The organism is Pseudoalteromonas 'SMAR', assembly GCF_048515945.1.
Lineage (GTDB): Bacteria > Pseudomonadota > Gammaproteobacteria > Enterobacterales > Alteromonadaceae > Pseudoalteromonas.
The window spans coordinates 29,129-54,020 of sequence record NZ_JBLWMW010000031.1; the positions used below are offsets into that span (position 1 = coordinate 29,129).

At 44.6% G+C, this 24,892-nt stretch carries 22 protein-coding genes; 10 read left to right on the plus strand and 12 right to left on the minus strand.

Going from position 1 to position 24,892, the window contains the following annotated elements; all coding sequences use genetic code 11:
* Window positions 1-59: 59 nt before the first annotated feature.
* A complete protein-coding gene (gene purL, locus ACNKW2_RS13405) occupies window positions 60-3,944 on the minus strand; it encodes a phosphoribosylformylglycinamidine synthase (protein WP_419149026.1) in 3,885 nt (1,294 codons plus the stop codon).
* Between the two features lie 209 nt (window positions 3,945-4,153).
* On the opposite strand from purL, the gene mltF reads away from it, so the two are divergent.
* Window positions 4,154-5,545 (plus strand): membrane-bound lytic murein transglycosylase MltF, encoded by a 1,392-nt coding sequence (mltF, locus tag ACNKW2_RS13410; protein ID WP_419149027.1) that lies wholly within the window; start codon window positions 4,154-4,156, stop codon window positions 5,543-5,545.
* Window positions 5,546-5,681: 136 nt separating this feature from the next.
* Entirely contained in the window at window positions 5,682-5,858 is a 177-nt protein-coding gene (locus ACNKW2_RS13415; protein ID WP_336568892.1) for a hypothetical protein, read from the plus strand.
* Window positions 5,859-5,867: 9 nt separating this feature from the next.
* Here ACNKW2_RS13415 and tadA read toward each other — a convergent pair whose 3' ends face one another.
* On the minus strand, window positions 5,868-6,365 hold the full coding sequence (gene tadA / locus ACNKW2_RS13420) for a tRNA adenosine(34) deaminase TadA (RefSeq protein ID WP_419149028.1): 498 nt from the start codon (window positions 6,363-6,365) through the stop codon (window positions 5,868-5,870).
* A 264-nt stretch (window positions 6,366-6,629) separates the two neighbouring features.
* Here tadA and ACNKW2_RS13425 point away from each other — a divergent pair, with 264 nt between their 5' ends.
* Window positions 6,630-7,934, plus strand: coding sequence for an inosine/guanosine kinase (locus tag ACNKW2_RS13425; protein WP_336568888.1), 1,305 nt, complete (start codon window positions 6,630-6,632; stop codon window positions 7,932-7,934).
* Between the two features lie 21 nt (window positions 7,935-7,955).
* On the opposite strand, the gene glsB is transcribed toward ACNKW2_RS13425, so the two are convergent.
* The 7 genes from glsB to rplU form a co-directional block, all read right to left on the minus strand.
* Window positions 7,956-8,873, minus strand: coding sequence for a glutaminase B (glsB, locus tag ACNKW2_RS13430; protein ID WP_336569345.1), 918 nt, complete (start codon window positions 8,871-8,873; stop codon window positions 7,956-7,958).
* Window positions 8,874-8,960: 87 nt separating this feature from the next.
* Window positions 8,961-9,317: a ribosome hibernation-promoting factor, HPF/YfiA family gene (gene hpf, locus ACNKW2_RS13435; protein WP_336568886.1), complete on the minus strand. Its 357-nt coding sequence runs from the start codon at window positions 9,315-9,317 to the stop codon at window positions 8,961-8,963.
* Between the two features lie 473 nt (window positions 9,318-9,790).
* Window positions 9,791-10,165, minus strand: a complete 375-nt coding sequence (locus ACNKW2_RS13440) for a DUF3718 domain-containing protein (protein ID WP_419149029.1) — start codon at window positions 10,163-10,165, stop codon at window positions 9,791-9,793.
* A gap of 81 nt (window positions 10,166-10,246) precedes the next feature.
* Entirely contained in the window at window positions 10,247-10,738 is a 492-nt protein-coding gene (gene folA, locus ACNKW2_RS13445; protein WP_419149030.1) for a type 3 dihydrofolate reductase, read from the minus strand.
* Between the two features lie 204 nt (window positions 10,739-10,942).
* The gene (gene cgtA / locus ACNKW2_RS13450; RefSeq protein ID WP_336568883.1) at window positions 10,943-12,100 is read right to left on the minus strand and encodes an Obg family GTPase CgtA; all 1,158 of its coding nucleotides are present in this window, start codon (window positions 12,098-12,100) and stop codon (window positions 10,943-10,945) included.
* A gap of 154 nt (window positions 12,101-12,254) precedes the next feature.
* Entirely contained in the window at window positions 12,255-12,512 is a 258-nt protein-coding gene (gene rpmA, locus ACNKW2_RS13455) for a 50S ribosomal protein L27 (protein WP_105169123.1), read from the minus strand.
* A 20-nt stretch (window positions 12,513-12,532) separates the two neighbouring features.
* Window positions 12,533-12,844, minus strand: a complete 312-nt coding sequence (rplU, locus tag ACNKW2_RS13460; protein ID WP_336568880.1) for a 50S ribosomal protein L21 — start codon at window positions 12,842-12,844, stop codon at window positions 12,533-12,535.
* A 417-nt stretch (window positions 12,845-13,261) separates the two neighbouring features.
* Here rplU and ispB point away from each other — a divergent pair, with 417 nt between their 5' ends.
* Window positions 13,262-14,233, plus strand: a complete 972-nt coding sequence (gene ispB / locus ACNKW2_RS13465; protein WP_419149031.1) for an octaprenyl diphosphate synthase — start codon at window positions 13,262-13,264, stop codon at window positions 14,231-14,233.
* Between the two features lie 216 nt (window positions 14,234-14,449).
* Here ispB and ACNKW2_RS13470 read toward each other — a convergent pair whose 3' ends face one another.
* Together ACNKW2_RS13470 and mutY are read right to left on the minus strand one after the other, a co-directional pair.
* The gene (locus ACNKW2_RS13470; RefSeq protein WP_336568877.1) at window positions 14,450-14,722 is read right to left on the minus strand and encodes an oxidative damage protection protein; all 273 of its coding nucleotides are present in this window, start codon (window positions 14,720-14,722) and stop codon (window positions 14,450-14,452) included.
* A 63-nt stretch (window positions 14,723-14,785) separates the two neighbouring features.
* Window positions 14,786-15,847 (minus strand): A/G-specific adenine glycosylase, encoded by a 1,062-nt coding sequence (mutY, locus tag ACNKW2_RS13475; protein ID WP_419149032.1) that lies wholly within the window; start codon window positions 15,845-15,847, stop codon window positions 14,786-14,788.
* Between the two features lie 144 nt (window positions 15,848-15,991).
* Here mutY and trmB point away from each other — a divergent pair, with 144 nt between their 5' ends.
* The 5 genes from trmB to arcA all read left to right on the plus strand — a co-directional run bounded on the left by trmB (window position 15,992) and on the right by arcA (window position 20,996).
* A complete protein-coding gene (gene trmB, locus ACNKW2_RS13480) occupies window positions 15,992-16,717 on the plus strand; it encodes a tRNA (guanosine(46)-N7)-methyltransferase TrmB (RefSeq protein WP_336568875.1) in 726 nt (241 codons plus the stop codon).
* Between the two features lie 73 nt (window positions 16,718-16,790).
* Window positions 16,791-17,822 (plus strand): methyltransferase, encoded by a 1,032-nt coding sequence (locus tag ACNKW2_RS13485; RefSeq protein ID WP_419149033.1) that lies wholly within the window; start codon window positions 16,791-16,793, stop codon window positions 17,820-17,822.
* A 206-nt stretch (window positions 17,823-18,028) separates the two neighbouring features.
* The gene (locus tag ACNKW2_RS13490) at window positions 18,029-19,651 is read left to right on the plus strand and encodes a sensor histidine kinase (protein WP_419149034.1); all 1,623 of its coding nucleotides are present in this window, start codon (window positions 18,029-18,031) and stop codon (window positions 19,649-19,651) included.
* Window positions 19,648-20,169, plus strand: a complete 522-nt coding sequence (locus ACNKW2_RS13495) for a YfiR family protein (protein WP_419149035.1) — start codon at window positions 19,648-19,650, stop codon at window positions 20,167-20,169. The genes ACNKW2_RS13490 and ACNKW2_RS13495 overlap by 4 nt, the downstream gene beginning before the upstream one ends.
* 107 nt (window positions 20,170-20,276) lie before the next feature.
* The gene (arcA, locus tag ACNKW2_RS13500) at window positions 20,277-20,996 is read left to right on the plus strand and encodes a two-component system response regulator ArcA (RefSeq protein ID WP_336568871.1); all 720 of its coding nucleotides are present in this window, start codon (window positions 20,277-20,279) and stop codon (window positions 20,994-20,996) included.
* A gap of 7 nt (window positions 20,997-21,003) precedes the next feature.
* Here the strand turns inward: arcA and arcB are convergent, their stop codons facing one another.
* The gene (arcB, locus tag ACNKW2_RS13505; protein WP_419149036.1) at window positions 21,004-23,325 is read right to left on the minus strand and encodes an aerobic respiration two-component sensor histidine kinase ArcB; all 2,322 of its coding nucleotides are present in this window, start codon (window positions 23,323-23,325) and stop codon (window positions 21,004-21,006) included.
* Window positions 23,326-23,668: 343 nt separating this feature from the next.
* Here arcB and folE2 point away from each other — a divergent pair, with 343 nt between their 5' ends.
* Window positions 23,669-24,589: a GTP cyclohydrolase FolE2 gene (gene folE2, locus ACNKW2_RS13510; protein WP_419149037.1), complete on the plus strand. Its 921-nt coding sequence runs from the start codon at window positions 23,669-23,671 to the stop codon at window positions 24,587-24,589.
* Window positions 24,590-24,892: the final 303 nt, after the last annotated feature.

Sequence of the window (24,892 nt, forward strand, 5' to 3'; positions counted from 1 at the left end):
CAACAAAAAGGCCACCTAGTGTTAGGTGGCCTCTCAAAGCTTTAGTGGTTACGCTTATGTTATCCGACTAGCTTGCGAGCATTGCGGAACATACGCATCCATGGGCTGTCTTCTTGCCACTCATCAGGGTGCCAAGAGTTAGCAACAGCACGGAAAACTCGCTCAGGGTGTGGCATCATCACAGTTGCACGACCATCCGTAGAAGTCATACCGGTGATCCCCGCAGGCGAGCCATTCGGGTTGGCTGGGTATTGGGTTGTCGGATTACCATAGTTATCGACAAACTTAACCGCCACGGCACCTGAGTTCAGGGCATTTTGTACTGCCGCTTCACTGCTAAATTCAGCATGACCTTCACCATGTGAAACCGCAATTGGCATCCGTGAGCCTGCCATTCCTTCAAAGAAAATAGAAGGGCTTTGCTGTACTTCTACTAAGCTAAAGCGAGCTTCGAAACGTTCTGACTTATTGGTAACAAAACGTGGCCAATGCTCGGTACCCGGGATCAGCTCTTTCAAAGTCGAAAGCATCTGGCAGCCATTACAAACACCTAAGCTGAAGGTGTCTTGACGTTCAAAAAAGCCCTGGAATTGCTGACGAGCTTGGTCGTGGAACAGCACTGACTTAGCCCAGCCTTCACCGGCGCCTAATACGTCACCATAGGAGAAGCCACCACAGGCCACAAGGCCCTTGAACTGCTCTAGTGTTAAACGCCCTTCTAGGATATCACTCATATGCACATCAATGGCAGCAAAACCAGCGCGGTTAAACGCCGCAGCCATTTCTAGGTGAGAGTTCACCCCTTGCTCACGTAAAATAGCCACCTGAGGCTTAACCCCTTTGGCAATGTATGGCGCTGCGATGTCTTCGTTGATATCAAAGCTCAAATCAACGTTTAGACCAGGATCTTTTTCATCAAACTTGGCATCAAACTCTTGCTTAGCACAATCTGGGTTATCGCGCAGCGCCTGCATTTGGTAAGTCGTTTCAGCCCAAATCGTACGCAATTCAGTGCGGCTATTAGCGAGTACTGTGCTGCCATTACGATTGAAGATAATTTTATCTTCGCTGTTAAGCGTACCAATACGGTGTGCTATATCCGCAATACCGTGCTCAGCAAACACCGCCTCAACTTCAGCAAGATCGTCGTTGCTGACTTGCAATACGGCACCAAGCTCTTCATTGAATAACACTTCTAAATCCGAACCTGATAGTGAGTCTAGCTCAATTGTCACACCGGTATGGCCTGCAAATGCCATTTCCGCTGCCGTGGTGAATAGACCACCGTCAGAGCGGTCGTGATAGGCAATCACCTTACCTGACTCCACTAGCGCCTGCATGGCGTTATAGAAGCCTTTTAGTAGTTCAGGGCTATCCACGTCTGGGGTTTTATCACCCAGTTGCTTGTACACTTGGGCTAAGCTTGAGGCACCTAGACGATTTTGCCCCGCCCCGAGGTCAAGTAACACTAAGCTGGTTTCGCCTTTATCGCTGCGTAGCTGTGGTGTCACTGTCTTACGAACATCTTCCACACGGCCAAAGGCAGTAATGATCAAAGATAAAGGCGCAGTGACAGACTTGTCTTCGCCATTTTCTTGCCACTGGGTTTTCATCGACATAGAGTCTTTACCCACAGGAATGGTTAAGCCTAATGCAGGGCATAACTCTTCACCTACGGCTTTAACGGCTTCATAAAGACCGGCATCTTCACCTGGGTGACCCGCAGCGGCCATCCAGTTTGCCGACAACTTAATGTTATTCAAACTACCAATGTTCGCGCCAGCGATATTAGTAAGTGCTTCAGCCACAGCCAAACGTGCCGAGGCACCGTAGTTTAATAGTGCCGCTGGGGTGCGCTCACCCATCGACATCGCTTCACCATGATAGGTATCGTAAGTGGCGGCAGTCACGGCACAGTTTGCCACCGGCACCTGCCAAGGACCAACCATTTGGTCGCGGGCAACCAAACCGGTAACACTTCTATCGCCAATGGTGATAAGGAAGGTTTTTTCAGCAATCGCAGGTAAACGCAATAGTCGTTTTGCCGCTTCTTCCACTTTAATTTCGCTGGTAGTGAGCGCCTTTCCAGTGGCACGCTTTGAACTCACATCACGGTGCATTTTCGGTGGCTTACCGAGCAACACATCCAATGGTAAATCGACTGGATTGTTTTCGAAGTGATTATCCGACACTCTTAAGTGGCGATCTTCTGTGGCTTCTCCAATAACGGCGTATTGTGCGCGTTCCCGTTTACAAATTGCCTCGAAACGAGCAAAGTCTTCTGCAGCTACGGCTAGCACATAGCGTTCTTGTGATTCGTTACACCAGATCTCATGAGGGGCCATGCCTGGCTCGTCATTCGGAATATTACGCAGCTCAAAGTTACCGCCACGGCCACCGTCATCCACCAACTCAGGGAAAGCATTAGACAAACCACCAGCACCGACATCATGGATAAAGGCAATAGGGTTATCATCACCTAGCTGCCAACATTTATCGATGACTTCTTGGCAACGACGTTCCATTTCTGGATTTTCGCGTTGTACTGAAGCAAAATCCAGGTCTTCATTTGATTGCCCCGAGGCCATTGATGATGCCGCGCCACCGCCAAGTCCAATGTTCATCGCCGGACCGCCTAAGGCAATCAGTTTCGCGCCCACAGGAATGGAGCCTTTTTGCACGTGATCTTCACGAATATTACCTAAACCACCAGCGATCATAATCGGCTTATGATAACCGCGAACTTCTAGGCCGTTGTGACTATCTACTTGCTCTTCATAGGTACGGAAATAACCAAGTAGGTTCGGACGACCAAATTCGTTGTTAAATGCAGCACCACCGAGCGGGCCTTCCAGCATGATATCTAGGGCACTAACAATACGCCCAGGCTTGCCAAAATCGCTTTCCCATGGCTGTTCAAAGCCAGGAATACGTAGGTTTGATACAGTAAACCCAACTAACCCCGCTTTCGGCTTAGAGCCACGGCCGGTTGCACCTTCATCACGAATTTCACCACCAGAGCCAGTAGAGGCTCCAGAGAATGGCGCAATCGCAGTTGGGTGGTTGTGAGTTTCCACTTTCATTAGAATGTGGATATCTTCCTCGTGGTAGGTGTATTCACCGTCTTTATTAGGGAAAAAGCGCCCTGCTTTCGAACCTGTCATCACCGCAGCATTATCTTTATAGGCAGATAAGACATTGTCACTGTTGCTTTCGTAGGTGTTTTTAATCATCTTAAACAGTGATTTAGGCTGCTGCACCCCATCAATGGTCCAATCGGCATTGAAGATTTTGTGACGACAATGCTCAGAGTTTGCTTGGGCAAACATAAATAATTCGATGTCGTTGGGGTTACGACCTAGCTTTTCAAAGCTCTCAACCAAGTAGTCAATTTCGTCATCGGCTAAAGCAAAGCCTTGCTCAATGTTGGCCAGCGCCAGTGCTTCGCGGCCACCAGACAAAATATCAACCGATGACATAGCCCGCGGTGTTTCATGACGAAACAAACCCGCAGCATCTTCAAGCTTGCCATGCACCGACTCTGTCATGCGGTCGTGCAGTAACTTCGCCACGGCTTCCAGTTGAGATGCACTTAACTCACCCTCAACATAATAGGCAATGCCACGCTCTACCCGTTCAACTTTATCTAGACCACAATTATTAGCAATGTCTGTGGCTTTAGAAGCCCATGGAGAAATGGTGCCTAAACGGGGAGTGACAAGTATGAGTTGTCCCTCAGGTTCATGCTCAGCGATGGTTGGGCCATATTTTAATAGGCTATTTAACTTAGTCAGTTCAGTCTCAGAAAGTGCCGCCGACACATCAGCAAAGTGCATATATTCGGCATACACGCCAGAGACAGGTAAATCAGCTGCCGCGCAGGTTTTAAGGATCTTTTGGACTTTGAAATCAGAAAGTGCAGGCGCACCACGTAGGATTAGCATAGGTATTTTCATCCGGGGTTAAGGATTGAACGATATCTTTGGGCGCACATTATAGTGGAAATAGCGCGCGGATTTAACACTAATTTGTCAAAACTCGAAAATATCATCAAAATCGCAATCCAGCTCGATGATTTTAGCCAAGTTTCGGGTTTTGCAATTATGTTATTGCTAGGGTAAGTTGGGGTTAGGCGCAAATAAGAGTGAACTACATGCTAAGAATTTTCTTGGTCAGCTTCGTCGTTATCGGCCTATTGGGGTGCGACAAAGCGCCATTAAACCAATTACAACAAGTGAAACAAAACAACGAGCTTCGCGTTGGTACGTTGGCAGGTCCAGGCAATTATTATCAAGGCCCAATCGGCGAACAAGGATTCGAGTATGAGTTGGCCAGTGAGTTTGCAGCAGAGCTCGGTGTAGAGTTGCACATGGTGCCTTACTTCAGCCTAGATGAAATGTTTGCCCGGCTCGATGCTGGCGATCTGGATATTGTCGCTTCAGGAATAAGTTTCCACCCGAGTCGCACTGAGGATTACCGCTTTGGTCCTACCTATCGCATGATCAGTCAAAAACTGGTGTATAAACAAGGGCGAGAATGGCCACGAGATTTTGCTGATATCGACGCGCCGATTACGGTATTAGCTCACAGTAACCACGTCATTGCGCTTCAAGAAGCGCGGCAACAACATCCCCATTTAACTTGGCAAGTCGTATCGGATAAGGGCGAAGAAGAGTTACTGCAAGGGATCATTGATGGCGACCTCGATTACACCATCACCGACTCGCATTCTTTGGCGCTATTCCGTCGCTATCACCCAACCGTGAGCATTGCATTCTCTGTGACTAAAGATGAGCATGTGGCCTGGATGATGCGCAGTGAAAAAGACGATTCTCTGTACGCCCTTTTACCGGCGTTTTTCGCCAAAATGCAAAACAATAAATTTCTCGCTACCTTAGAAGAAAAATACTTCGGTCATATCGAAGAGTTTAACTACGTCAATACCTTAGCTTTTGTTGAAGCGGTTCATGACACTTTGCCGAAATACCTAAAATGGTTTAAGTCTTATTCCAAAGCGCAAAATATTGATTGGCGTTTATTGGCAGCGGTCAGTTATCAAGAATCCATGTGGGACCCACGGGCAAAATCGCCGACAGGAGTGCGCGGGATTATGATGCTGACACAGCCAACGGCAAGACGCGTGGGTGTCACCAACCGCTTACATGCAGAACAAAATATCGCGGGCGGCGCGAAATATTTACGCATTCTATTTGACCGTATGCCAGAAGATATCGCTCAACCTGACAGCACTTGGTTTGCATTAGCATCTTATAATGTTGGCTGGGGACATGTCCGTGATGCTCGCGCGATCACAGAGCAACAAGGTGGCAATCCGAACAGCTGGGCGGACGTGAAAAAACGACTTCCGCTGCTTACTAAAAAGCGTTACTATCGTAGTACAAGATACGGATATGCCCGTGGCGATGTTGCGGTGACCTATGTGGATAACATTCGTCGATACTACGATGCGTTAGTTTGGTTAGAAGAAAACGGCGCACTCTTACCTGCACCTGAAACAGCTGTAATCGAAACCTCAAAAAACTAAACTTGGTTTCAACACACACTGTAAAAGACTTGAAAAAATTCTCCCAAGGTCATAAATCTGTCATTAGCGTAGCGTATCTATAATTCTATAAAACGCTGCGCGCTATGCAGCACAATCTCTCACATCAGGAGGTTCTATGTTGAGAAGACGTCGAACTCATCAATTTAAACGCAATACTCGGTTTACTTCCCCCAACCGTCGTCGCATTAAACTCAAAAACGCACATCGTAAGACGTTGTTACGCCATCGTATTTTTGCTTTGATCCAAATGGAAGAGCAAAGAGAGTTCAGAGCCGCCGTAGCAAAGCCATAATAGGCTTTGCTACTTTGCTTGCCGAGCCGCTAACTTCGCGGCTTTAATTTCTTGTCGCCGCCGCTTAAAAAATGCAGAAAGCTTATCACCACACTGCTGTGCTAACACCCCGGATGTTACCTCTGGCTGATGATTTAGTTGCGGATGTTGTAATAAGTCCATCACCGAGCCTGCTGCCCCCGTTTTAGCATCCGCTGCGCCAAACACCACTCTTTTTAAGCGGCTATGCACCAATAACCCTGCACACATAGGGCAAGGTTCTAGGGTCACATACAGCGTACAGTCAATTAAACGGTAGTTTTCTAGCACTTTACCGGCTTCTCGAATGGCCATCATTTCCGCATGTGCAGAAGGGTCATGACAGGTAATAGAACGATTCCACCCTGCCGCTATGATGGCATTGTCTTTCACCACCACCGCTCCAACCGGCACTTCATTTTCAGCCTCGGCCTTATCGGCATACTCCAGTGCCCTTTGCATCCAATACTGATCGTCTTTTTGCTCCACTGTATCCCCTATTACTGGCAGCGATTTTGCCAAGATTATAACAGTAAAGCGTAGTTATAGTGCTTGAACTGCTATTCTTAAATAAACTAAGCCAGTGAAAAATCAACTTTTTATAAGTAAAGTCAGCAAGTTAAAGGAAGTTATCCGCTCTTTTTCGGGAATTATTGCAAAATTTCGCAAATTTCCCGTGGCTCAGTTAGGCTAATTTACGCTATAATTCGCCGCTTTTTTTATTTCGTAAGCTCAAAAACACACGGGTAAAATATGAAATTTCCGGGACGCCGTAGGCATAAACACTATTTTCCGGTGGAAGATAAAGATCCGCTTATTAACCAGTTACACGCTGATGATCGGCTAAAAAGGAGCTATATCTGTGGTATCGACCAGATTGTCGTAGATATAGAAGCCAAAGTAGACCAAGCTTTCCTTGATGAGTTTCACTTACAGCGCGGAATGTCACAAGTGATAGACAATGATGTCACCAACGCCCTTTATGACAGGCTAAAACGTGATGGCATGATCGACTATGAATTTGCTGGCGGTACCATAGGTAACACCATGCACAATTACTCGGTATTAGCGGATGACCGCTCGGTACTGCTAGGTGTCATGAGTGAGAACATCAAGATCGGTAGCTATGCCTACAAGTTTTTGTGTAACACCTCTAGCCGTGTTGATCTCGATTACCTGCAACCGGTTGATGGCCCTATTGGCCGCTGCTTCACTTTAATTGATGATAGTGGTGAGCGCACCTTTGCAATTAGTGCCGGGCTGATGAATCATTTACGTCCTGAGTCTATTTGCCAAACACTGATCGAAAACTCCTCGGCTCTGGTGATCAGTGCCTATTTAATGCGTACACATGGCGAAGAAACCATGACTCAAGCGACCATGCAGGCCGTTGAGTATGCAAACAAGGCGGGCGTTCCTGTGGTGCTGACTCTAGGCACTAAGTTTCTTATAGAACAAGATCCTAAGTGGTGGGCTGACTTTGTCGCTAAACACGTTGACATTTTGGCCATGAACGAAGAGGAAGGCGAAGCCATTACCGGTTTTAACGACCCTTTACTTGCCGCTGACAAAGCGCTTGATTGGGCTGATTTGGTCATTTGTACTGCCGGTGCCAAAGGGTTATTTATGGCCGGTTATGTTGATGACAGCTGTAAACGAGCCACCGAATACCCATTACTGCCTGGCGCCATCCCTGAATTCAATCGTTATGAGTTTTCTCGGGCGATGAAACGCGCTCAGTGTGACAACCCTATTCGAGCATACAGTCATACCGCGCCTTACATGGGCGGCCCCGACATCATCAAAAACACCAATGGTGCTGGAGATTGTGCATTAGCGGCGGTATTACATGATATTTGTGCCAACGAATATCATAAACTAAACGTGCCTAACTCAGCTAAGCATGAGCAAAATGCCATTACTTACTCTTCTTTAGCACAGATCAGTAAATACGCTAACCGCGCCAGCTATGAGGTATTAGTACAGCACTCACCGCGCTTATCACGTGGTTTGCCAGAACGTGAAGACTCATTAGAGCAATCGTACTGGGAAAAATAAGATTTATAGGTACGGCTGGCGTTAGAAGATAGCCGTACCTAACTTATCGGATAGAAATTCCAACGCAGCAATACCAGCTAAAGAGTTCCCTACCTTATCCAGCCCCGGAGACCATACAGAAATGGTAAAACGGTTAGGAACCACAGCAATGATGGCGCCACCCACTCCAGACTTTCCAGGCATACCAACACGATAACCAAAATCCCCAGCGGCGTCGTACAAACCACTGGTGAATAGTAGCGAGTTTAATTGTTTGGTTTGCTTATGACTCAGCACTTGTTGACCTGAGTGTTCACAATAGCCCTGGTTGGAAAGGTAAGAAAAAGATTTAGCCAACTCTGTGGTGGTCATTTCAATGGCACAAAAGTTAAAATAAGACCACAGCACATCATCTACTTCATTGGCAAAGTTACCAAACGACTTCATCAAGTAGGCCATTGCGGCATTGCGGTAACGGTGATCATACTCCGACTGCGCAACCACTTTATTAATACAAAGCTTATCATTGCCAGCCATTGCTCTGTAGCTCTCTAGCATAGTGTGAATAGGAGCAGAGAGGCGTGAATACAAAGCGTCGCAAGTCACTATTGCCCCAGCATTAATAAAAGGGTTGCGGGGAATACCATTTTCAAACTCTAGCTGAGTGAGTGAGTTAAATGCAGTGCCCGACGGTTCTTTGCCTACCCTTTGCCATAACTCATCACCGTAGCGCTGTAGCGCTAAAGTCAGCGTCATGACTTTGGAAACCGACTGAATAGTAAACTGAGCATCGATATCACCTGCGCTGAAGGTTTCACCATCAACGGTATGTAGCGCCACCGAGAATTGCTCCAGCGGCTGCTCAGCCAAGGCCGGAATATAATCAGCCACCTTACCTTTATTAAGAAGCGGCTTAACGAACTGACATGCTTGTTGTAATATCTGTTGGTAATCTGTCATACAGTAAAATGACCAGCTGCTACATGATAGTGCGAGTGTAACAAAAAAGGCCCAGAAGGGCCTTATGCTATTTTTGTTTGAGTGGGGCTATTTCAGCTCCATCTCTTGAATGATTTCATGGGCAATAGGTGGCGTGGTGCTCACCGGTTTTTGATGTTTATTGGCCTTAAGTTGACCTTTACGGTGTTTCAACGCCGCATCCAGCTTTTTAGCCGCTTTTGCAATAGCTGGATACATGATGTCATCTTCTCCTTTGACCGCTATGCGACTACCTGCATAGTTGGTGGTAATTTCAGTATTAAATTGTTTGTGTTCTTTGCTGATGATGATGTCAAGGGATAACAACGATGGAAAGTGGTTAGCGATCTTGGCAAACTTTTCGTTAACGTGGTCTTTAACAGCATCGGTTACATCTACATGGTGACCAGAAAGGTTAATTTTCATATGCAATCCTTCTTTTGCGTTTACCCTTAACAATAGTATTGGCATGAATAGGTAATTTCTCAAGAGGCCGTAACAGAAATTTATGACAAAATTTAGAATGGCTTGATTTTTATCAAGCGGTAAACGCAATCTGAGCACTAAAAAGAAAAGGCAGCTAGCGAATTAATACCAATTCGCTTAATTAAGTGGTCTATTTGAGGCAAGAAAATTCTGTCGATAACTCCGCTCACGCATCCTGCTACCGCCGAGGTACCTACATCCGTATAGGCAAGGCGAAAATTTTGCTATTTAGTTGTTCTAAATGAGAAATTTGTAACACAGTTAGCGTCGAATTTGCTCCCTCAAATTGAGTAAGTATTAATGCGGATTGGTATAACACAGTGGTAAAACGCAAAAAGCCCTCATACATGAGGGCTTTGGGCATTCTAGTTACTTATTCTCCTATATCGGCTAATAAGCAAGTAGTTAAAGAATTATAGGCCTGCGCGGTCTTTAATGATAGCGATCAGTGGCGAGCCACCGTGGCCGTTAGACTCAGCCCAAGCAATATCACTGCCATCTTCTAACGCACTTTTTGGAATACTTTTAACGATGTACTCACCTGAGTCTGTAGCATTGCTTGCAATAGCATGGCGTAAAAGGCTGTTACCATTACATTGGATACCATCATAAATATTACGCATTTTAATACGCGCTGTTCTCAACGTTTTGCGGATGCGGTTTTTATCATCTGCTGCGATATACTCACACAGTGACAAAGCTAACTGATCGTTAGCCGCTGCAGAATTACTAAAAGAAAGTGAAGCAACAGCAATAGACGCTGATAGAAGCACGGTAGTTAATTTCATTACACAGACCCTTTAATACTTTATTCGTATAGCTCATAACTGGCTATATTTTAGCAACCTAAGCAATTGTTAGCAAGAAACTCATAGTTTTTTGTCGAGTGTTACGAATTTATAACTATGATTATTTTTTGCATCAGGCTCATTACTTTCAGTTGCAACCTCCTGCCACTGACCTTGACTTAAGTAATCTGGAAATTGCGTGTCACCAGCCACTTCTAAGTCGATAAAGGTTAAATACAGTCGTTCCGCAAACGGTAAGAATAGCTCATAAATATGACCGCCACCGATAACCATAACTTCGTCACTGTCCCTAACAAGCTCTAGAGCAGCCTCTACTGAGCCAACAACCTCAATCCCTTCCTTATTATAGTCGCTATTTCTTGATATGACGATATTGCGCCTTCCCGGTAAGGGCCTACCAATAGATTCAAATGTTTTTCTACCCATCAACACCGGTTTACCGAGCGTGACCTTTTTAAAGTGTTGTAAGTCTGCAGGCAAATGCCAGGGCATATCGTTGTCTTTGCCGATGACACGATTGTGCGCCATCGCAGCTATCATTGAAATTATCACAATGTACCTTTTCTAATATCTTTGTATTGATTTTTATATTAACCTTATGATTATGCGTTGCTTCTAAAACCAATACACAATCGAGTAAAGGTCAGTATTGCGTTGCATTGCTCGCAGTATATCACTGCTTAGCAAACCTGAATAAATTTAAGCGAGCAACAAAAAAGGCCAATTTCCATTGGCCTTTTTTGTACTGATTTCTCGCTAACGTTCGTAGACGACCTCAACATCATAGTCGTCTTCGTCCCAGTCATCGTCCCAATCATCGTCATCATGCTTGGTGGCGTGTCTGTGATAAGTGTCCCACTTGAATTCAACTTCTTCTTGTTGCTGCTCTTCTTCAAACTTATCTTTTGGCATGCTATCGAGTAACTTCATAATCTCATAGCAAAGCTCTTCAGTGTTGAACTTGTTCGCAGCCGCAATCATAAAGATATTTTCTTCTACACCGAGCTCTTCAGCAATGCGAGCACACACCTCTTCACGCTCATCATCGCTTAATAAGTCCACTTTATTTAACACTAAGAAACGCGGCTTATCAGCCAGTTTCGGACTATATTGATGTAGCTCATTAATAATTGCGAAGCCGTTTTCTACCGGGTCACTGCCATCAATCGGCATTACGTCGATAACATGCAGCAACACTCGACAGCGCTCAAGGTGCTTCAAAAAGCGGATACCGAGACCAGCACCGTCAGACGCCCCTTCGATCAGACCAGGAATATCGGCGACCACAAACGACTTACCTGAACTTGGACGAACTACGCCAAGATTAGGTATTAATGTGGTGAAAGGGTAATCGGCAACCTTAGGTTTGGCGGCAGACACACTGCGAATAAAGGTCGATTTACCAGCATTGGGCAGACCAAGTAGACCGACATCGGCCAATAGCATAAGTTCCAACCTGAGGTTTCGAACTTCCCCAGGTGTACCCAGCGTTTTTTGTCTTGGCGCACGGTTGGTGCTTGATTTGAAACGGGTATTACCAAGGCCGTGGAAGCCGCCTTTGGCGACTAATAGCTTTTGTTCATGCTTGGTTAAATCACCCAGACTCTCTTCGGTATCAACATCGGTAACACGAGTACCTACAGGTACCTTGATGATTAAGTCTTTACCTTTTTTACCGGTACAGTTTCGGCCTTGACCATTGGTGCCACGCTCAGCCTTGTGAAAGCGTTCAAATTGATAGTCGACCAGCGTATTGAGGTTTTCATCTGCTTGCAGGAAAACACTACCACCGTCACCGCCATCTCCACCGTCTGGACCACCATCTGGCACAAACTTTTCGCGGCGGAATGAGACAACACCGCTGCCTCCGTCTCCGGCTTCCGCTCTAATTTCTACTTCATCGACAAACTTCATGATTTAAACTCTTTAACTCGGTCTGAAACTCACTACGCCATTATAGCAGCTACATCATAGATAATGCAGCAAGGCGAGTAGAGCTATGCTAATGTTCTATACGCTAAAAACAAAAAACCCCGCCTAAGCGGGGTTTTTCAGTATTTAATACCGATTACTCAGCAACGATGCTAACGTATTTACGGTTTAAAGGACCTTTCTGCTCAAAAACAACTTTACCGTCTGCTTTTGCGAAGATTGTGTGGTCTTTACCGATACCTGCGTTAGTACCTGCGTGGAACTTAGTACCACGCTGACGAACGATGATGTTACCCGCAAGAACTGATTCGCCACCAAAACGTTTAACACCTAAGCGTTTACTTTCGGAATCGCGACCGTTACGAGTACTACCAGCTGCCTTCTTATGTGCCATCTTTCTGTACCTCTAAATTATTAAGCGCTAATGCCAGTGATTTTAACTTCAGTGAACCACTGACGGTGGCCCATCTGCTTACGAGAATGCTTACGACGTCTAAACTTAACAATCTTAACTTTCTCGCCACGACCGTGAGAAACAACCTCAGCTGTTACCTTGCCACCGTTTACGAACGGTGCACCGATCTCGATTTTTTCACCATCAGCAATTAGAAGTACTGAATCAAATTCAACTGCTGCACCAGTTTCAACGTTTAGTTTTTCTAAACGAATTGTTTGACCTTCAGTCACACGGTGCTGTTTACCACCACTTTGGAAAACCGCGTACATAATTAACTCCGTCTGTGCGCCCTCAAATCGACGCAACTTAATATTCTTCAATAGGGCGCGAAGTTTACGCTAATGCTCACAACCGCGCAAGTGTATTTTTGAAGAAAGTGAATAAAAATTAGCTCGCATGAGGGCTATCAAATATTTTCTCCTATTTTAGTCAAAAAAATGTCAAAGCCAAGCTCTTTTTTCAACCTTAATATCGCTATAACCACCAGCAGCAGGGAAAAAGCCATTCTACCTAATAAAGGCACAACCTCACCCTTTTACCGTAGTTTAAGGTTGCAAAAGGGCAAAAAAACAGCATAAAACTGCTTTTTTATCCTTAACTCGGACAAAATATCGAGTCGGGCTTTTTTTTGTAGTACAATCATCGGCGTTTATTCATTCTCGGTTAATAGATTGGCTCGGAGCACGATGGATATAAAAACTATCCAAACATTGGTTGAGCAAGATATGCTTGATGTCAACCAACTCATACACCAGCAAATGCAATCTGACGTTGCACTCGTTAAACAGCTGGGCTTATACATAGTCAATAGTGGCGGTAAGCGCATTCGCCCGATGCTAGCATTGCTTGCAGCACGTGCACTAGGTTACGAGGGTGACAAACACATAACCCTAGCAACCATCATTGAGTTTATTCATACCGCAACCTTGCTACACGATGATGTCGTCGATGAGTCTGCACTGCGCCGAGGTGAGCCAACCGCCAATGCGGAGTTCGGCAACGCCGCTAGCGTCTTAGTGGGAGACTTTATCTATACTCGCTCGTTTCAGTTGATGGTCGGCCTGGGCAACATGGAAGTCATGGGCATACTCGCCGATGCCACCAATGTGATTGCCGAAGGCGAAGTTTTGCAGTTAATGAACTGTAATGACCCAGATACCACCGAGCAAAGCTATATGCAGGTGATATACAGCAAGACGGCAAAATTATTTGAAGCGGCGACCCTGTTACCAGCAGTGGTATTAGAACAGTCAGAAGAAGTGAAGCAAGCACTAAAGCTGTATGGTATGCACCTCGGTACTGCGTTTCAGTTAGTTGATGATATTTTGGACTACAGCGCCAATGCAGAGCTATTAGGCAAAAACATCGGTGATGACTTGGCGGAAGGGAAACCGACATTACCGCTTATTTACGCAATGCAAAAAGCATCACAACCACAAACTGAGCAGATCCGTAAAGCCATTAAACAAGGCGATGGTTTAGAATATATCGATGATATCTTAGCTACCCTAAGTGACACTAAAGCGCTTGATTTTACCATGGCAAAAGCCCAAGAAGAGGCGAAAAAAGCCATTGCGCAACTCGATGTACTACCACAGTCTGACTATAAACAAGCCTTAATAGCTCTGGCTGAAATTTCAGTCGACCGCGACTATTGATACTTTTTCTAGTAATAAAAAAGGTCGCTATAGCGACCTTTTTTATTACTTAATTTATACCAATTCGCTTAATTAAGTGGTCTATTTGAGGCAAGAAAATTCTGTCGATAACAAGGCGAAAATTTTGCTATTTAGTTGTTCTAAATAAGAAATTTTTAACGCAGTTAGCGTCGAATTTGCTCCCTCAAATTGAGCAAGTATTAATGCGGATTGGTATTACTGCTCTGGTGGGCGGTAGCCTTCAATTTCAACGTCTTTGCCTTCAAACAAAAACCCGACCATTTGCTCTTCAAGTAATTGGCGATGATCAGGGTCCATCATGTTCAGGTGTTTTTCGTTGATAAGCATGGTTTGCTTTTGCTGCCACTGCTGCCAAGCTTCTTTAGAGATATTATTAAAAATACGCTCACCGACTTCACCCGGATAAAGTTGAAAGTCCAACCCTGGCGCTTCCTTTTGTAATTTTTGACAAAATACTGTTCGAGCCATTAGTACCTACCTTTTAAATAATTCATGGGCTGAACTACAGCCAACCCAGTTGATAACATCAGTTTACCCTATTGCCGCTAAGACTTTAACCAACTTTTTTGTCGGTGCAGCAAGGCCAACTTCTGGAGGCTGTTGCAGGTCGTACCAAACCAAAGGTTGCTCATGGACACAATCAGGCACCTTATCCAGGTCCACCACCACTGGGGTAATGGTCAATTCAAAATGACTAAAAATGTGCACAAATGGCTGCAAAGTCTGACGCTTGGTTATGGCTATGTCTTGCTGCGCAGCAAACGCCTCAAGTTCGCTTTGCCCACTGAACTCGAAAAAGCCAAACAGTCCTCCCCAAATCCCCGCCGCTGGGCGCTTTTCCATCAGCACTTGGTTACCAACTCGTACAATTAAATGATGAGCCTGTTTTTTGGGCTTTTGCTTTTTTGGTTTTGAATGGGGAAATTCCGCCACTCGATCGTGTGCCAACGCACCACACTGCTGACTCAAAGGGCAACTTTCACAGTTAGGTTTTGAGCGGGTACAAACTCCGGAACCTAAATCCATCATCGCCTGATTAAATTCACGTACATCACCACTTGGGGTAACGGCATCACTAAGCGACCAAAGTGTATTCTCCACTTTTTTTACGCCATACCAGCCTTCCACCATATAAAAACGCGCTAGCACCCGTTTTACATTGCCATCTAAAATGGCATGATGCTGACCTAGCGCCAGTGATAATATCGCCCCAGCAGTAGAGCGACCGATACCTGGCAATGCCATCACCTGTTCGAGCGTTTCAGGAAACTGCCCCTGATACTGATCGCGAATTATTTTTGCTGCTTTATGTAGGTTTCTCGCTCTGGCGTAGTAGCCTAACCCTGTCCAGTGATGTAATACTTCGTCTTCTGGAGCATCGGCAAGTTTTATGACCGTAGGGAATCGTGCCATAAATCGCTCAAAATATGGGATCACAGTGGCAACCTGGGTTTGCTGCAACATGACTTCCGAGACCCACACTTTGTAAGGCGTTTTACCTAATTGCCACGGTAAGCTTTTGCGACCATGTAAGTGGTACCAATTAACGACCTGTTCAGCGAACCAGCTGGCTTGTTGTTGGCTAACTTTCATAAACCTAACTACTACTTGCTACAAAAGCCGCCAGTGTAATGACTAATGCTTGATTAGTCACCTGGTAAAGTTTCACTCTATACTTGTTTATTGCTAACCGAATGACGATAATATGCGACCATTTTCACGAGCATAGAAATGACCATGAACGAATCAAGCAAGAGTGCGCTTGAACAGGCGCAACAAGAAGGCAAATACATCAGAAAAGTACGCAGCTTTGTAAAACGCGAAGGCCGTTTAACCAAAGGCCAAGCTGCTGCCTTAGAAAAATGCTGGCCAAGCATGGGGTTAGAGCATCAGCAGGGGTTATTAGATTTAACTGAGGTATTTGGCAACAGCAATGATGTCGTTCTAGAGATCGGCTTTGGCATGGGTAAGTCTCTGGTTGAAATGGCTAAAAACAATCCACAGCAAAACTTTATTGGCATTGAAGTTCACCGTCCAGGCGTTGGAGCCTGCTTAATGGAAGCAGATGAGCAAGGGGTCAGCAATTTACGCGTATTTGAACATGATGCAGTAGAAGTGTTAGCTGATTGTATTGCTGACGGTGCGCTGGCGAAATTGCAATTATTCTTCCCCGACCCGTGGCATAAAAAGCGCCATCATAAGCGTCGTATTGTGCAATTAGAGTTTGCCGAAAAAGTACGTAAAAAGCTAAAAGTGGGTGGTGTTTTCCACATGGCAACGGACTGGGAAAACTACGCAGAGCATATGTTAGAAGTAATGAATGCCGCACCGGGTTACAGCAACCTATCAGCAACCCATGACTATGTTCCGCGCCCTGACTTTAGGCCACTTACTAAGTTCGAACAACGTGGACAACGCTTGGGTCACGGTGTTTGGGACCTTATGTTTGAACGCCAAAACTAAGCTCGCAATAAGGAGCTGCCCAGCTCCTTAACTTCACAACCATTTTTCAGCCACACTTATTCAGGAGCTAACCTTGTCATTAACCAATCCAAGTTTACTGTTGCTACGCAATGAAGAAGAGTTAGTAGCCAATAAGATTCTGGTTATAAATCATCAACGCGATGATTTTCTCGGTGAACTGTGTGCGCTTAACCCTGACTCTGACATTCACGCCTTTAGCTATGACTTTGCCAATCACCTTCACGCGAAACAAGTACCAGGCCTAACAGCACATATAGATCATCAACTACCGCCACTGGGTGGCATTGAGTTGGTTATTTACTATTACCCTAAATCCAAGCCTGAAGCGCAAATGACGCTGGATAATATTCGCAGTTTATGTGGCGCTAACACGCGATTGCTGGTTGTTGGAGAGAATAAAGGCGGAGTGAAAAGCGTTGAAAAACAACTAAAGCCGGTTGCCCAGTATAGCTATAAGCTCGACAGTGCAAAGCACTGCATCCTTTACGAATTTAACCAGCTTAGCGTATTAGAGCGGTTTGATATTGAAACTTACGTTACCAGCTTTGATGTTAGTGTCGCCGGCACGCAGTTTTGTGCCGCCAGTGTGCCTGGAGTATTTAATCACGGTAAACTGGATTTAGGGACGCAGTTACTATTAGAAAATATCTCGCTGCCGTACAAAGGTAAGGCGTTAGATTTTGGTTGTGGTGCCGGGATCATTACTTGCTTTGCCTTGCTACAACAACCTAACCTTCGTTTTAGCTGTTTAGACGTAAACGCGTTAGCCTTATTTGCGACACAAAAAACCTTAGCTATGAACGGCCTTACAGCTGAGCTGGTGTTAAGCGATGGACTCAGTGAACTAACTGGGAAGTATCAACTCATTCTCAGTAACCCACCATTTCATACTGGCATTGCCACCGATTATGGTATCGCTGAGCAGTTTTTGACTGGAGCTAAGCGTCATATGGACAAAGCAGCCAGTTTGCAAATTGTCGCCAATAGCTTTTTAAAGTACCCACCTATCCTTGCGGCGCAATTTCAGCAATTTGATGTTGTCGACAAAAACAATAAATTTGCGGTTTATAAAGCCCAGTTTTAAATCGCCAAAGCCTAGTCCGCGCATATACAGACGGTATAAATTTACCGTCTCGACTCTTTTAAACCTTTTCATTTTCAGCTAATTGCTCTACTTTATTATACTAGGTTAGCGAACGGTGCTAGTTATTCAAGGCAAAGTGTTTAAATACACCTTAAGCCGATATTTGCTAGACTTAGCTTAATGCTGATCATACAGCTGGACAATGAATGAGTAAGCAACTAACAAAAACAAGCATAAGAAAAGTTTTGATCAGCGCTGTGATGCTTGTAACGGCGTTGTGCTTATCGCTGTCGATTTCGATTTCAACCTACCTAGATGTCAAAGAGCAAAAGCAGCTAATCATCAATAAAATTGAAATGATTGCTGATATTGTTGCTTTTAACTCGCAAATCACCATTTTGTTTGATGATAGAAAAACCGAAGATGCTCGTTTAAAATCATTTCAGCAGGTCGATATTATCAAAAACATCCACATCTATGCTATTGATGATGTTACCAATAAGCCGGTATTCTTCACCAGCTTTAATGCCAGTCGTACTCCTCCGGTGCCACTTAAAGTAAATCAGATAGATGAATTGGCGACGCCAAAAGTGTCAGAAGACTACGTGGAACTGATCAAACCGGTGATCTATGAAGGTGAGATAGAGGGGTATGTGTATATAAGAGGAGGCCTAGAGCGACTCTCAGCTTACATAAATAAAAAAATACTGGTTGATATTGCCCTAACACTGTTTGTGCTCTTATTAGTTCTACTGGTATCTCGCGGTATTCAAAAACGCATTGCCTCCCCCATTGAGGCGCTTTCCAATCTGCTTCAAGATGTTTCTAAAAATCATAATTATAATGCCCGTGCTCCTGGTAGCAACATATCAGAGCTCAATGTCTTAGCTAATAATCTCAATATTATGTTGGCGCGAACACAGAACCAGTTAGAACGCCACCAAGCTGATAAACAAGAAATAAAGCAACTTAACCAGAGCCTAGAGGAAAAGGTTAACCAAAGAACCATTGCCCTACGCGAAGCAAACCAAGAGTTACTGAATGCCTTGGAGCGAATGCACCAATACCAGAATCAAATCATTGAAAATGAAAAAATGGCGTCGTTAGGACAAATGGTTGCCGGCGTAGCCCATGAAGTAAATACCCCAATCGGGCTAGGCATAACCGGCTCAACATTATTGCGTGACAAACTTTCAGACATTAACGATGCGTTTCAGAATAAGTCTCTCACTTCCAAGCAGTTAGAACGCTTTATTAGCGAGGGAATTGAGAATCTCGATCTTATCTACCGTAACCTTAATAGAGCGGCGGAGCTGGTATCTAGCTTTAAACGCTTGGCGGTTAGTCAAGACTTAGAGGTCAACACGGAAGTGAATCTTGCTACCCTACTGAAGGAGGTCATCGCAGCTATGCGTCCAGAACTTGCCACTAAGAATCCTGACGTATCACTGGCCTGTGATGACAACTTAACCATTCAAAGTAAGGCCGGCCCAATGCAACAGGTGCTAGAGCAGTTAGTCTCTAACTCCTTGCTGCATGGCTTTAAATCCTCTGAAGATAACAACATTGATATTACTATCTCAAGCAGCGGCAATGAGGTCACCATTGACTATCAAGATAACGGCGAGGGAGTACCAAAGGCGATTAAAAAACGTATTTTCGATCCTTTTGTTACCACACGCCGTGGTGAAGGTGGCAGTGGTTTAGGTATGCACTTAGTCTATAACCTAGTAACACAAGCGTTAGGAGGTTCTATCACGCTAGATGATGAGTACAAGTCTGGCGCTAGGTTTATTATCACTCTGCCTAAATCAGGTAAAGCATCATGAAACGATTAATAATAGTGTTAATCTTGCTCTTGTTTGCTGTTGCTGCTGAGGCAAAAACCCCAGATCAAGTGCGTGCGGCATTTTTATATCAAATGGCTAAGTTCATTGAATTTCCCGAGTTAGAAAAGCAGTCAGGATTACGTTTTTGCTTCTATTCACTCGACGCAGGACCCGCGGCTGAGTTAAAAGGAGCTAACAATTTAATCGTAGCTGGTAAGCCCATTGTTATCAGTAATGTTGCAAAATCGACCAGCTACAGGGAACTTTCCCGGCTCTGTGATATCACATACATTGATGAAATAAGTGAAAATGATATACTGTCCGCTTGGACCGACACAATAGCATCAAATATGTTGACTATTGGTGAAAGTATTGAGTTTTTAGAAAGAGGCGGGATTGCTTCTTTGGTCCAAGAAGGGAGTAAAATTCGACTGTATATAAACAAACAAGCCCTAGAAAATCAGTACTTTATCGTGCGCTCAAGGCTACTTGCCGTATCCAAGTTTCATCCCAACTGATTTTACTTGTTAACAATTGGATAAGCTCCTATAATCGTAAATATTCGGATTTATTATATAGCTCCGAACTCATTGTAAATTATATATTCCGAAAAGGTTAATTAATAATGCAAACGCCAGTCATTCTAATTGTAGAGGATGAAGACGTAACTCGACTGAACCTCGTTAGTTTATTTGAAGCGGAAGGGTATAAGGTAATTGAAGCCATTGATGGCGATGATATGCATGACAAATTAACGTCTAACGATGACGTTAATCTAGTGATCATGGATATCAATCTTCCTGGTAAAAATGGTTTGATTTTGGCGCGAGAATTACGCCAGAAGAGAAATATCGGCCTTATCTTCCTTACTGGTCGTGACAATGACGTTGACCGTATCCTTGGACTTGAAATCGGCGCTGATGATTACATCACCAAACCGTTCAACCCACGCGAGCTAACTATTCGTGCCCGTAACCTGATCTCTCGTACCGGCACATCGGTTGAAGAGTCCACCATCGACAGTAACGGCGTTATTACCTTTAACGGTTGGGAATTAGATGAAAACAGCCGCTGTTTGACTTCGCCAACAGGTGATTCAAAGCGCTTACCTAAGGGTGAGTACCGCGCATTACGCCTAATGCTAGACTCTCCTGGCCGTATTTTCAGCCGCGAGCAGCTGATTAAGCACATGACAGGCCGTGAGCTTCGCGCTAACGACCGTACAGTTGATGTTACTATTCGTCGCATCCGTAAACACTTCGAAACCGATAACAATACACCTGAATTAATCAGCACAATTCACGGTGAAGGTTATCGTTTCATCGGTAAAATCGATACTCAGTAATCGTACCTTAGCCATCAGCGAGTTTTGCAATTAATGGATGAAGGGCTTTTTGCCCTTCTTCTATTTTTGCTTCTAAATCCTTAACCCACTGCTCCAACACATCTTCGGACTGCTCTGAGCTTTCCTGCTCCATCTTCTTAGCCTGTAATTGCGCTAGCTGTAATCCCACAGAACCAGCAGCTCCTTTCACTTTATGTGCTACGGCGCTGTAGCTGTCGCTATCATTACTTGCTATCGCATCCCTAAGTTCAGTGCAGTATTTCGGGCTGAGCTGCTGAAACAGATCACAGCTACGTTGAAAGGCCTGAGCTCCCATTGATTCAACAAAGTCGCAAATGGTTTCTACATCAAGACCGTTATAACCATCCTGTGTCATCAGTTCACGGAGGTTAAGTGGCTGCTGTTTATTCTTTTGCGCCGCAATACCAAATAGCTCAGCCAGCATCTTATCAAGTTTGGTGGTGTTGATAGGCTTGGCTAGTGCCCCCTGAACATTGATCCCTTGTAGTTCTTGTTCCGCACTGCGGACATTGGCTGTTAATGCCACAATTGGTAAATGATCAAAATGGGCATCGGCACGGATCTGTCTGGCCACCTCATCGCCATTAATATCAGGTAGCTGCATATCTAACAAAATAAGATCGAGTTCGTCTTCTGTTTCCACAAAAGACAAGGCATCCTCTCCGGTCTCAGCCCAGATGACTTCATGGCCGCGTTGCTCTAGTAAGTTAGTGGCAATTTCAGCATTAAGTGGCACGTCCTCCACCAACAAAATATACAAGCTGCGACCAGCATAGCTTTGCTCTTTAGGGGCACTACATAACTGCAGAGGGATTTCCACATCAAAACGACTGCCCTCTCCTTCAAGACTAGATACCTTGATAGTGCCTTTCATAGCCTGTACCAGAGCTTTAGTCACAGCAAGACCGATACCCGAGCCAATGGCATTACTTCCGGATGAATCAGGTGCCTTGTAATACATTTCAAAAATGCGTTCTATTTGCTCAGGCGGGATCCCCATACCAGTATCAATGACACTGATCACCAGCCAAGGCATGTCTTCCCGGTTTTCTCGCCGGCAAGCAAGCGTTACCCCACCTCTGTGAGTAAACTTCACGGCATTATTGATTAGATTCCATAAAATTTGTCGTAGTCGCGTGGGATCAATTAAGGCGTAAACATCCAGCATGCCTGAACGGTTAATCGTAAACTCTAATCCTTTTTGTTCCGCAATAAGCCCAGCAAAATTCACTACATCATTGATAAAGTCTGAAACATTAATACTGTCGGTAGCAATATCTAACTGCTCCCGATCAATTTTATCCAAGTCGATAATATCATTAAAAATATTACCTAAGGTTTCAGCACTGGAGAAAATCGTATTACACCAACTTTTTTGTTGTGCCGTAAGCTCAGTATCGAGCATCATTCTAGTTAGCCCGACAATGCCGTTAAGGGGCGTCCTGAGCTCATGGCTCAGTGTTGCTATAAACTTCCCTTTATCTTTATAAGCGGTTTCTAACGCCTGCTCAGCTTCTTTACGGCTGGTGATATCACGACCAAAGGCTAGTAAGCCAATGTACTCTCCATTTTCAGAGATAAATGGCAGTTTGCGCATTTCGAACCAGCGCATCTCTCCTTCTACTGGGTATTCCACGTCCAATGTTATAGGTTGCTGGGTTTGCTCTACCTCGGCATCGGTCTCCAATACTTTAGGTAGGTAAGCTTGGTCGTAAATTTCAGCCACAGAGCGCCCTATAAGCTCGCTGCTGGACTTACCCATCACCAACTCAAACATTTTATTGCAACCCTGGAAGACCCCCTGCTCATCGCGGTAGTAAAATAAATCGGGTGACGAGTCGACAATACTTCGCAGCAACATGCCTTGTTGTGCTAATTCTTGTTGCGTTTTCTTTCTCTCAGCGATTTCTTTGCGCAGTTCATCAATTGCACGGTGTTTGGCATGGAGCGCAATCTTACGCTCGTCTATCTCGCTATTAAGGCGGTTAATATTATCCTTGAGGGTCTGGTTCAGCATTTTTTCTTGCTGTGTTGCAGATTCAAGGTAGGCTTTTGAAGACTGTAACTGCCGCATCGCCATGACCGACATCATGATTAATGCCGGTGATATCACTGCAGTAATAAATAACAGCGCTAATATATCAACAACTTCAACCACCCCAAGTGCGACATAGTAAAACATGCAAGAAAGCACACTGGCGACGAAAAGGGTAAACCCATAAGCGATAAAAAAGGCTCGCTTATTACCATACTTTTCAACTAGATTAGATAAAATTCGAGCCCATGAGCCAAACGAATTTTCTGTCATACTTTACATCACCATTTTTAAACGCTTGTAGGGCGAGATTTGTTGCAAAACTGCTAAGAGCTCTAGAGCCAAACACTAAGAGTTTGGTGACCACGAGCCTGAAGTATTTATTATACAAAAGCCACTATAATAAGCGAGCATGGATATCGACGGAAAATACCAGTTCACCGGATCAGCCGCCGCCATTTCAGTCGCATAAAGCCACAGCTGCGCGAGCTAGAGATGTATCGAGAATTGCACGTTAATAATAATTTTTAACTTTTGAATTTAGCTATCTCATCCCAACTTTTCAGCTTTTGGTGTAATATGCGCGTTTTTTAAGTCGTGATTGAAGAGAGTAGCAATGCAGAAAAACATGCCGGATATCGCACATAACGCGGAAGCCTTGCAAACAGGCAGATTAGATTGGGTAGGCATGGGCAATATTGAACTGCCTTTGATGCTAAAAACCAAAGGCCAAAACGAGGTGCCTGTGTTGGCAAAAGCGGATGCTTTTGTAAACTTGCAACAAGAGCAGGCAAAAGGGATCCATATGTCGCGCCTCTTTCTCGCCCTGGATAATCTCTCTTGCGAACATGTACTGACACCTAAGAGTTTAAAACAAGTGCTGGATCAATTTCTCAGCACCCACAGTGAGCTCAGTACGGCAGCCAAAGTGACGCTGAACTTTGAACTACCTTTACGACGTAATTCTTTACTTAGTAAAAAAGCGGGGTGGAAAAGCTACCCAGTAGTGATTGATGCCACCTTACAAGATGGCAGCTACTCATTAGAATTAGGCCTAGATGTAACCTACTCGTCAACCTGCCCCTGCTCTGCAGCGCTTTCTAGGCAGCTTATACAAGATGCTTTCCAAGACACTTTTGATGGTAAGCAACTTGACTACCAGAGCATACATGATTGGCTGGGTAGTACGGCAGGTATTGTCGCCACTCCACACTCACAGCGCTCTATTGCTAACCTCAAGGTCAAACTAGCACATGACATTGAAGAGTTTGATATTGTTAACTTAATAGACACCCTAGAGGATGAGTTACAAACACCAGTACAAGCAGCGGTAAAACGGGAAGATGAGCAAGAGTTTGCTCGCTTAAACGGCCAGAACCTGATGTTTTGTGAAGATGCGGCAAGAAAACTCAAAGCCCGACTGAATAAAGCAGAGCTATCTGATTTTTATATAAAAATAAATCATTATGAGTCATTACATGCCCACGATGCTGTAGCTTATGCAACTAAAGGCGTTGCTGGCGGTTATACCGTATAATCGCTTGCTTCGCAGTATTGAGTGGGTTTGGGTGTTTTTTCCTGCCCACTGCCATCATTCTAAATACCCATTCGCTAAATTGGGTGGAATTACAAAGTATTAATACGGGTTGGGACAAGGCAGGTGCGGAAAAGGGATAATGAGCCTTAGCAATAAATACTAACAAAACTGAGCATTGAGGTTCTTGTTAAGTAATAAAAGATGAGTACTAGAAGTAAATTTTCTTAGTAGAGATAGAGATGTAAATTGAAATGGCGTCCCCTAGGGGATTCGAACCCCTGTTACCGCCGTGAAAGGGCGGTG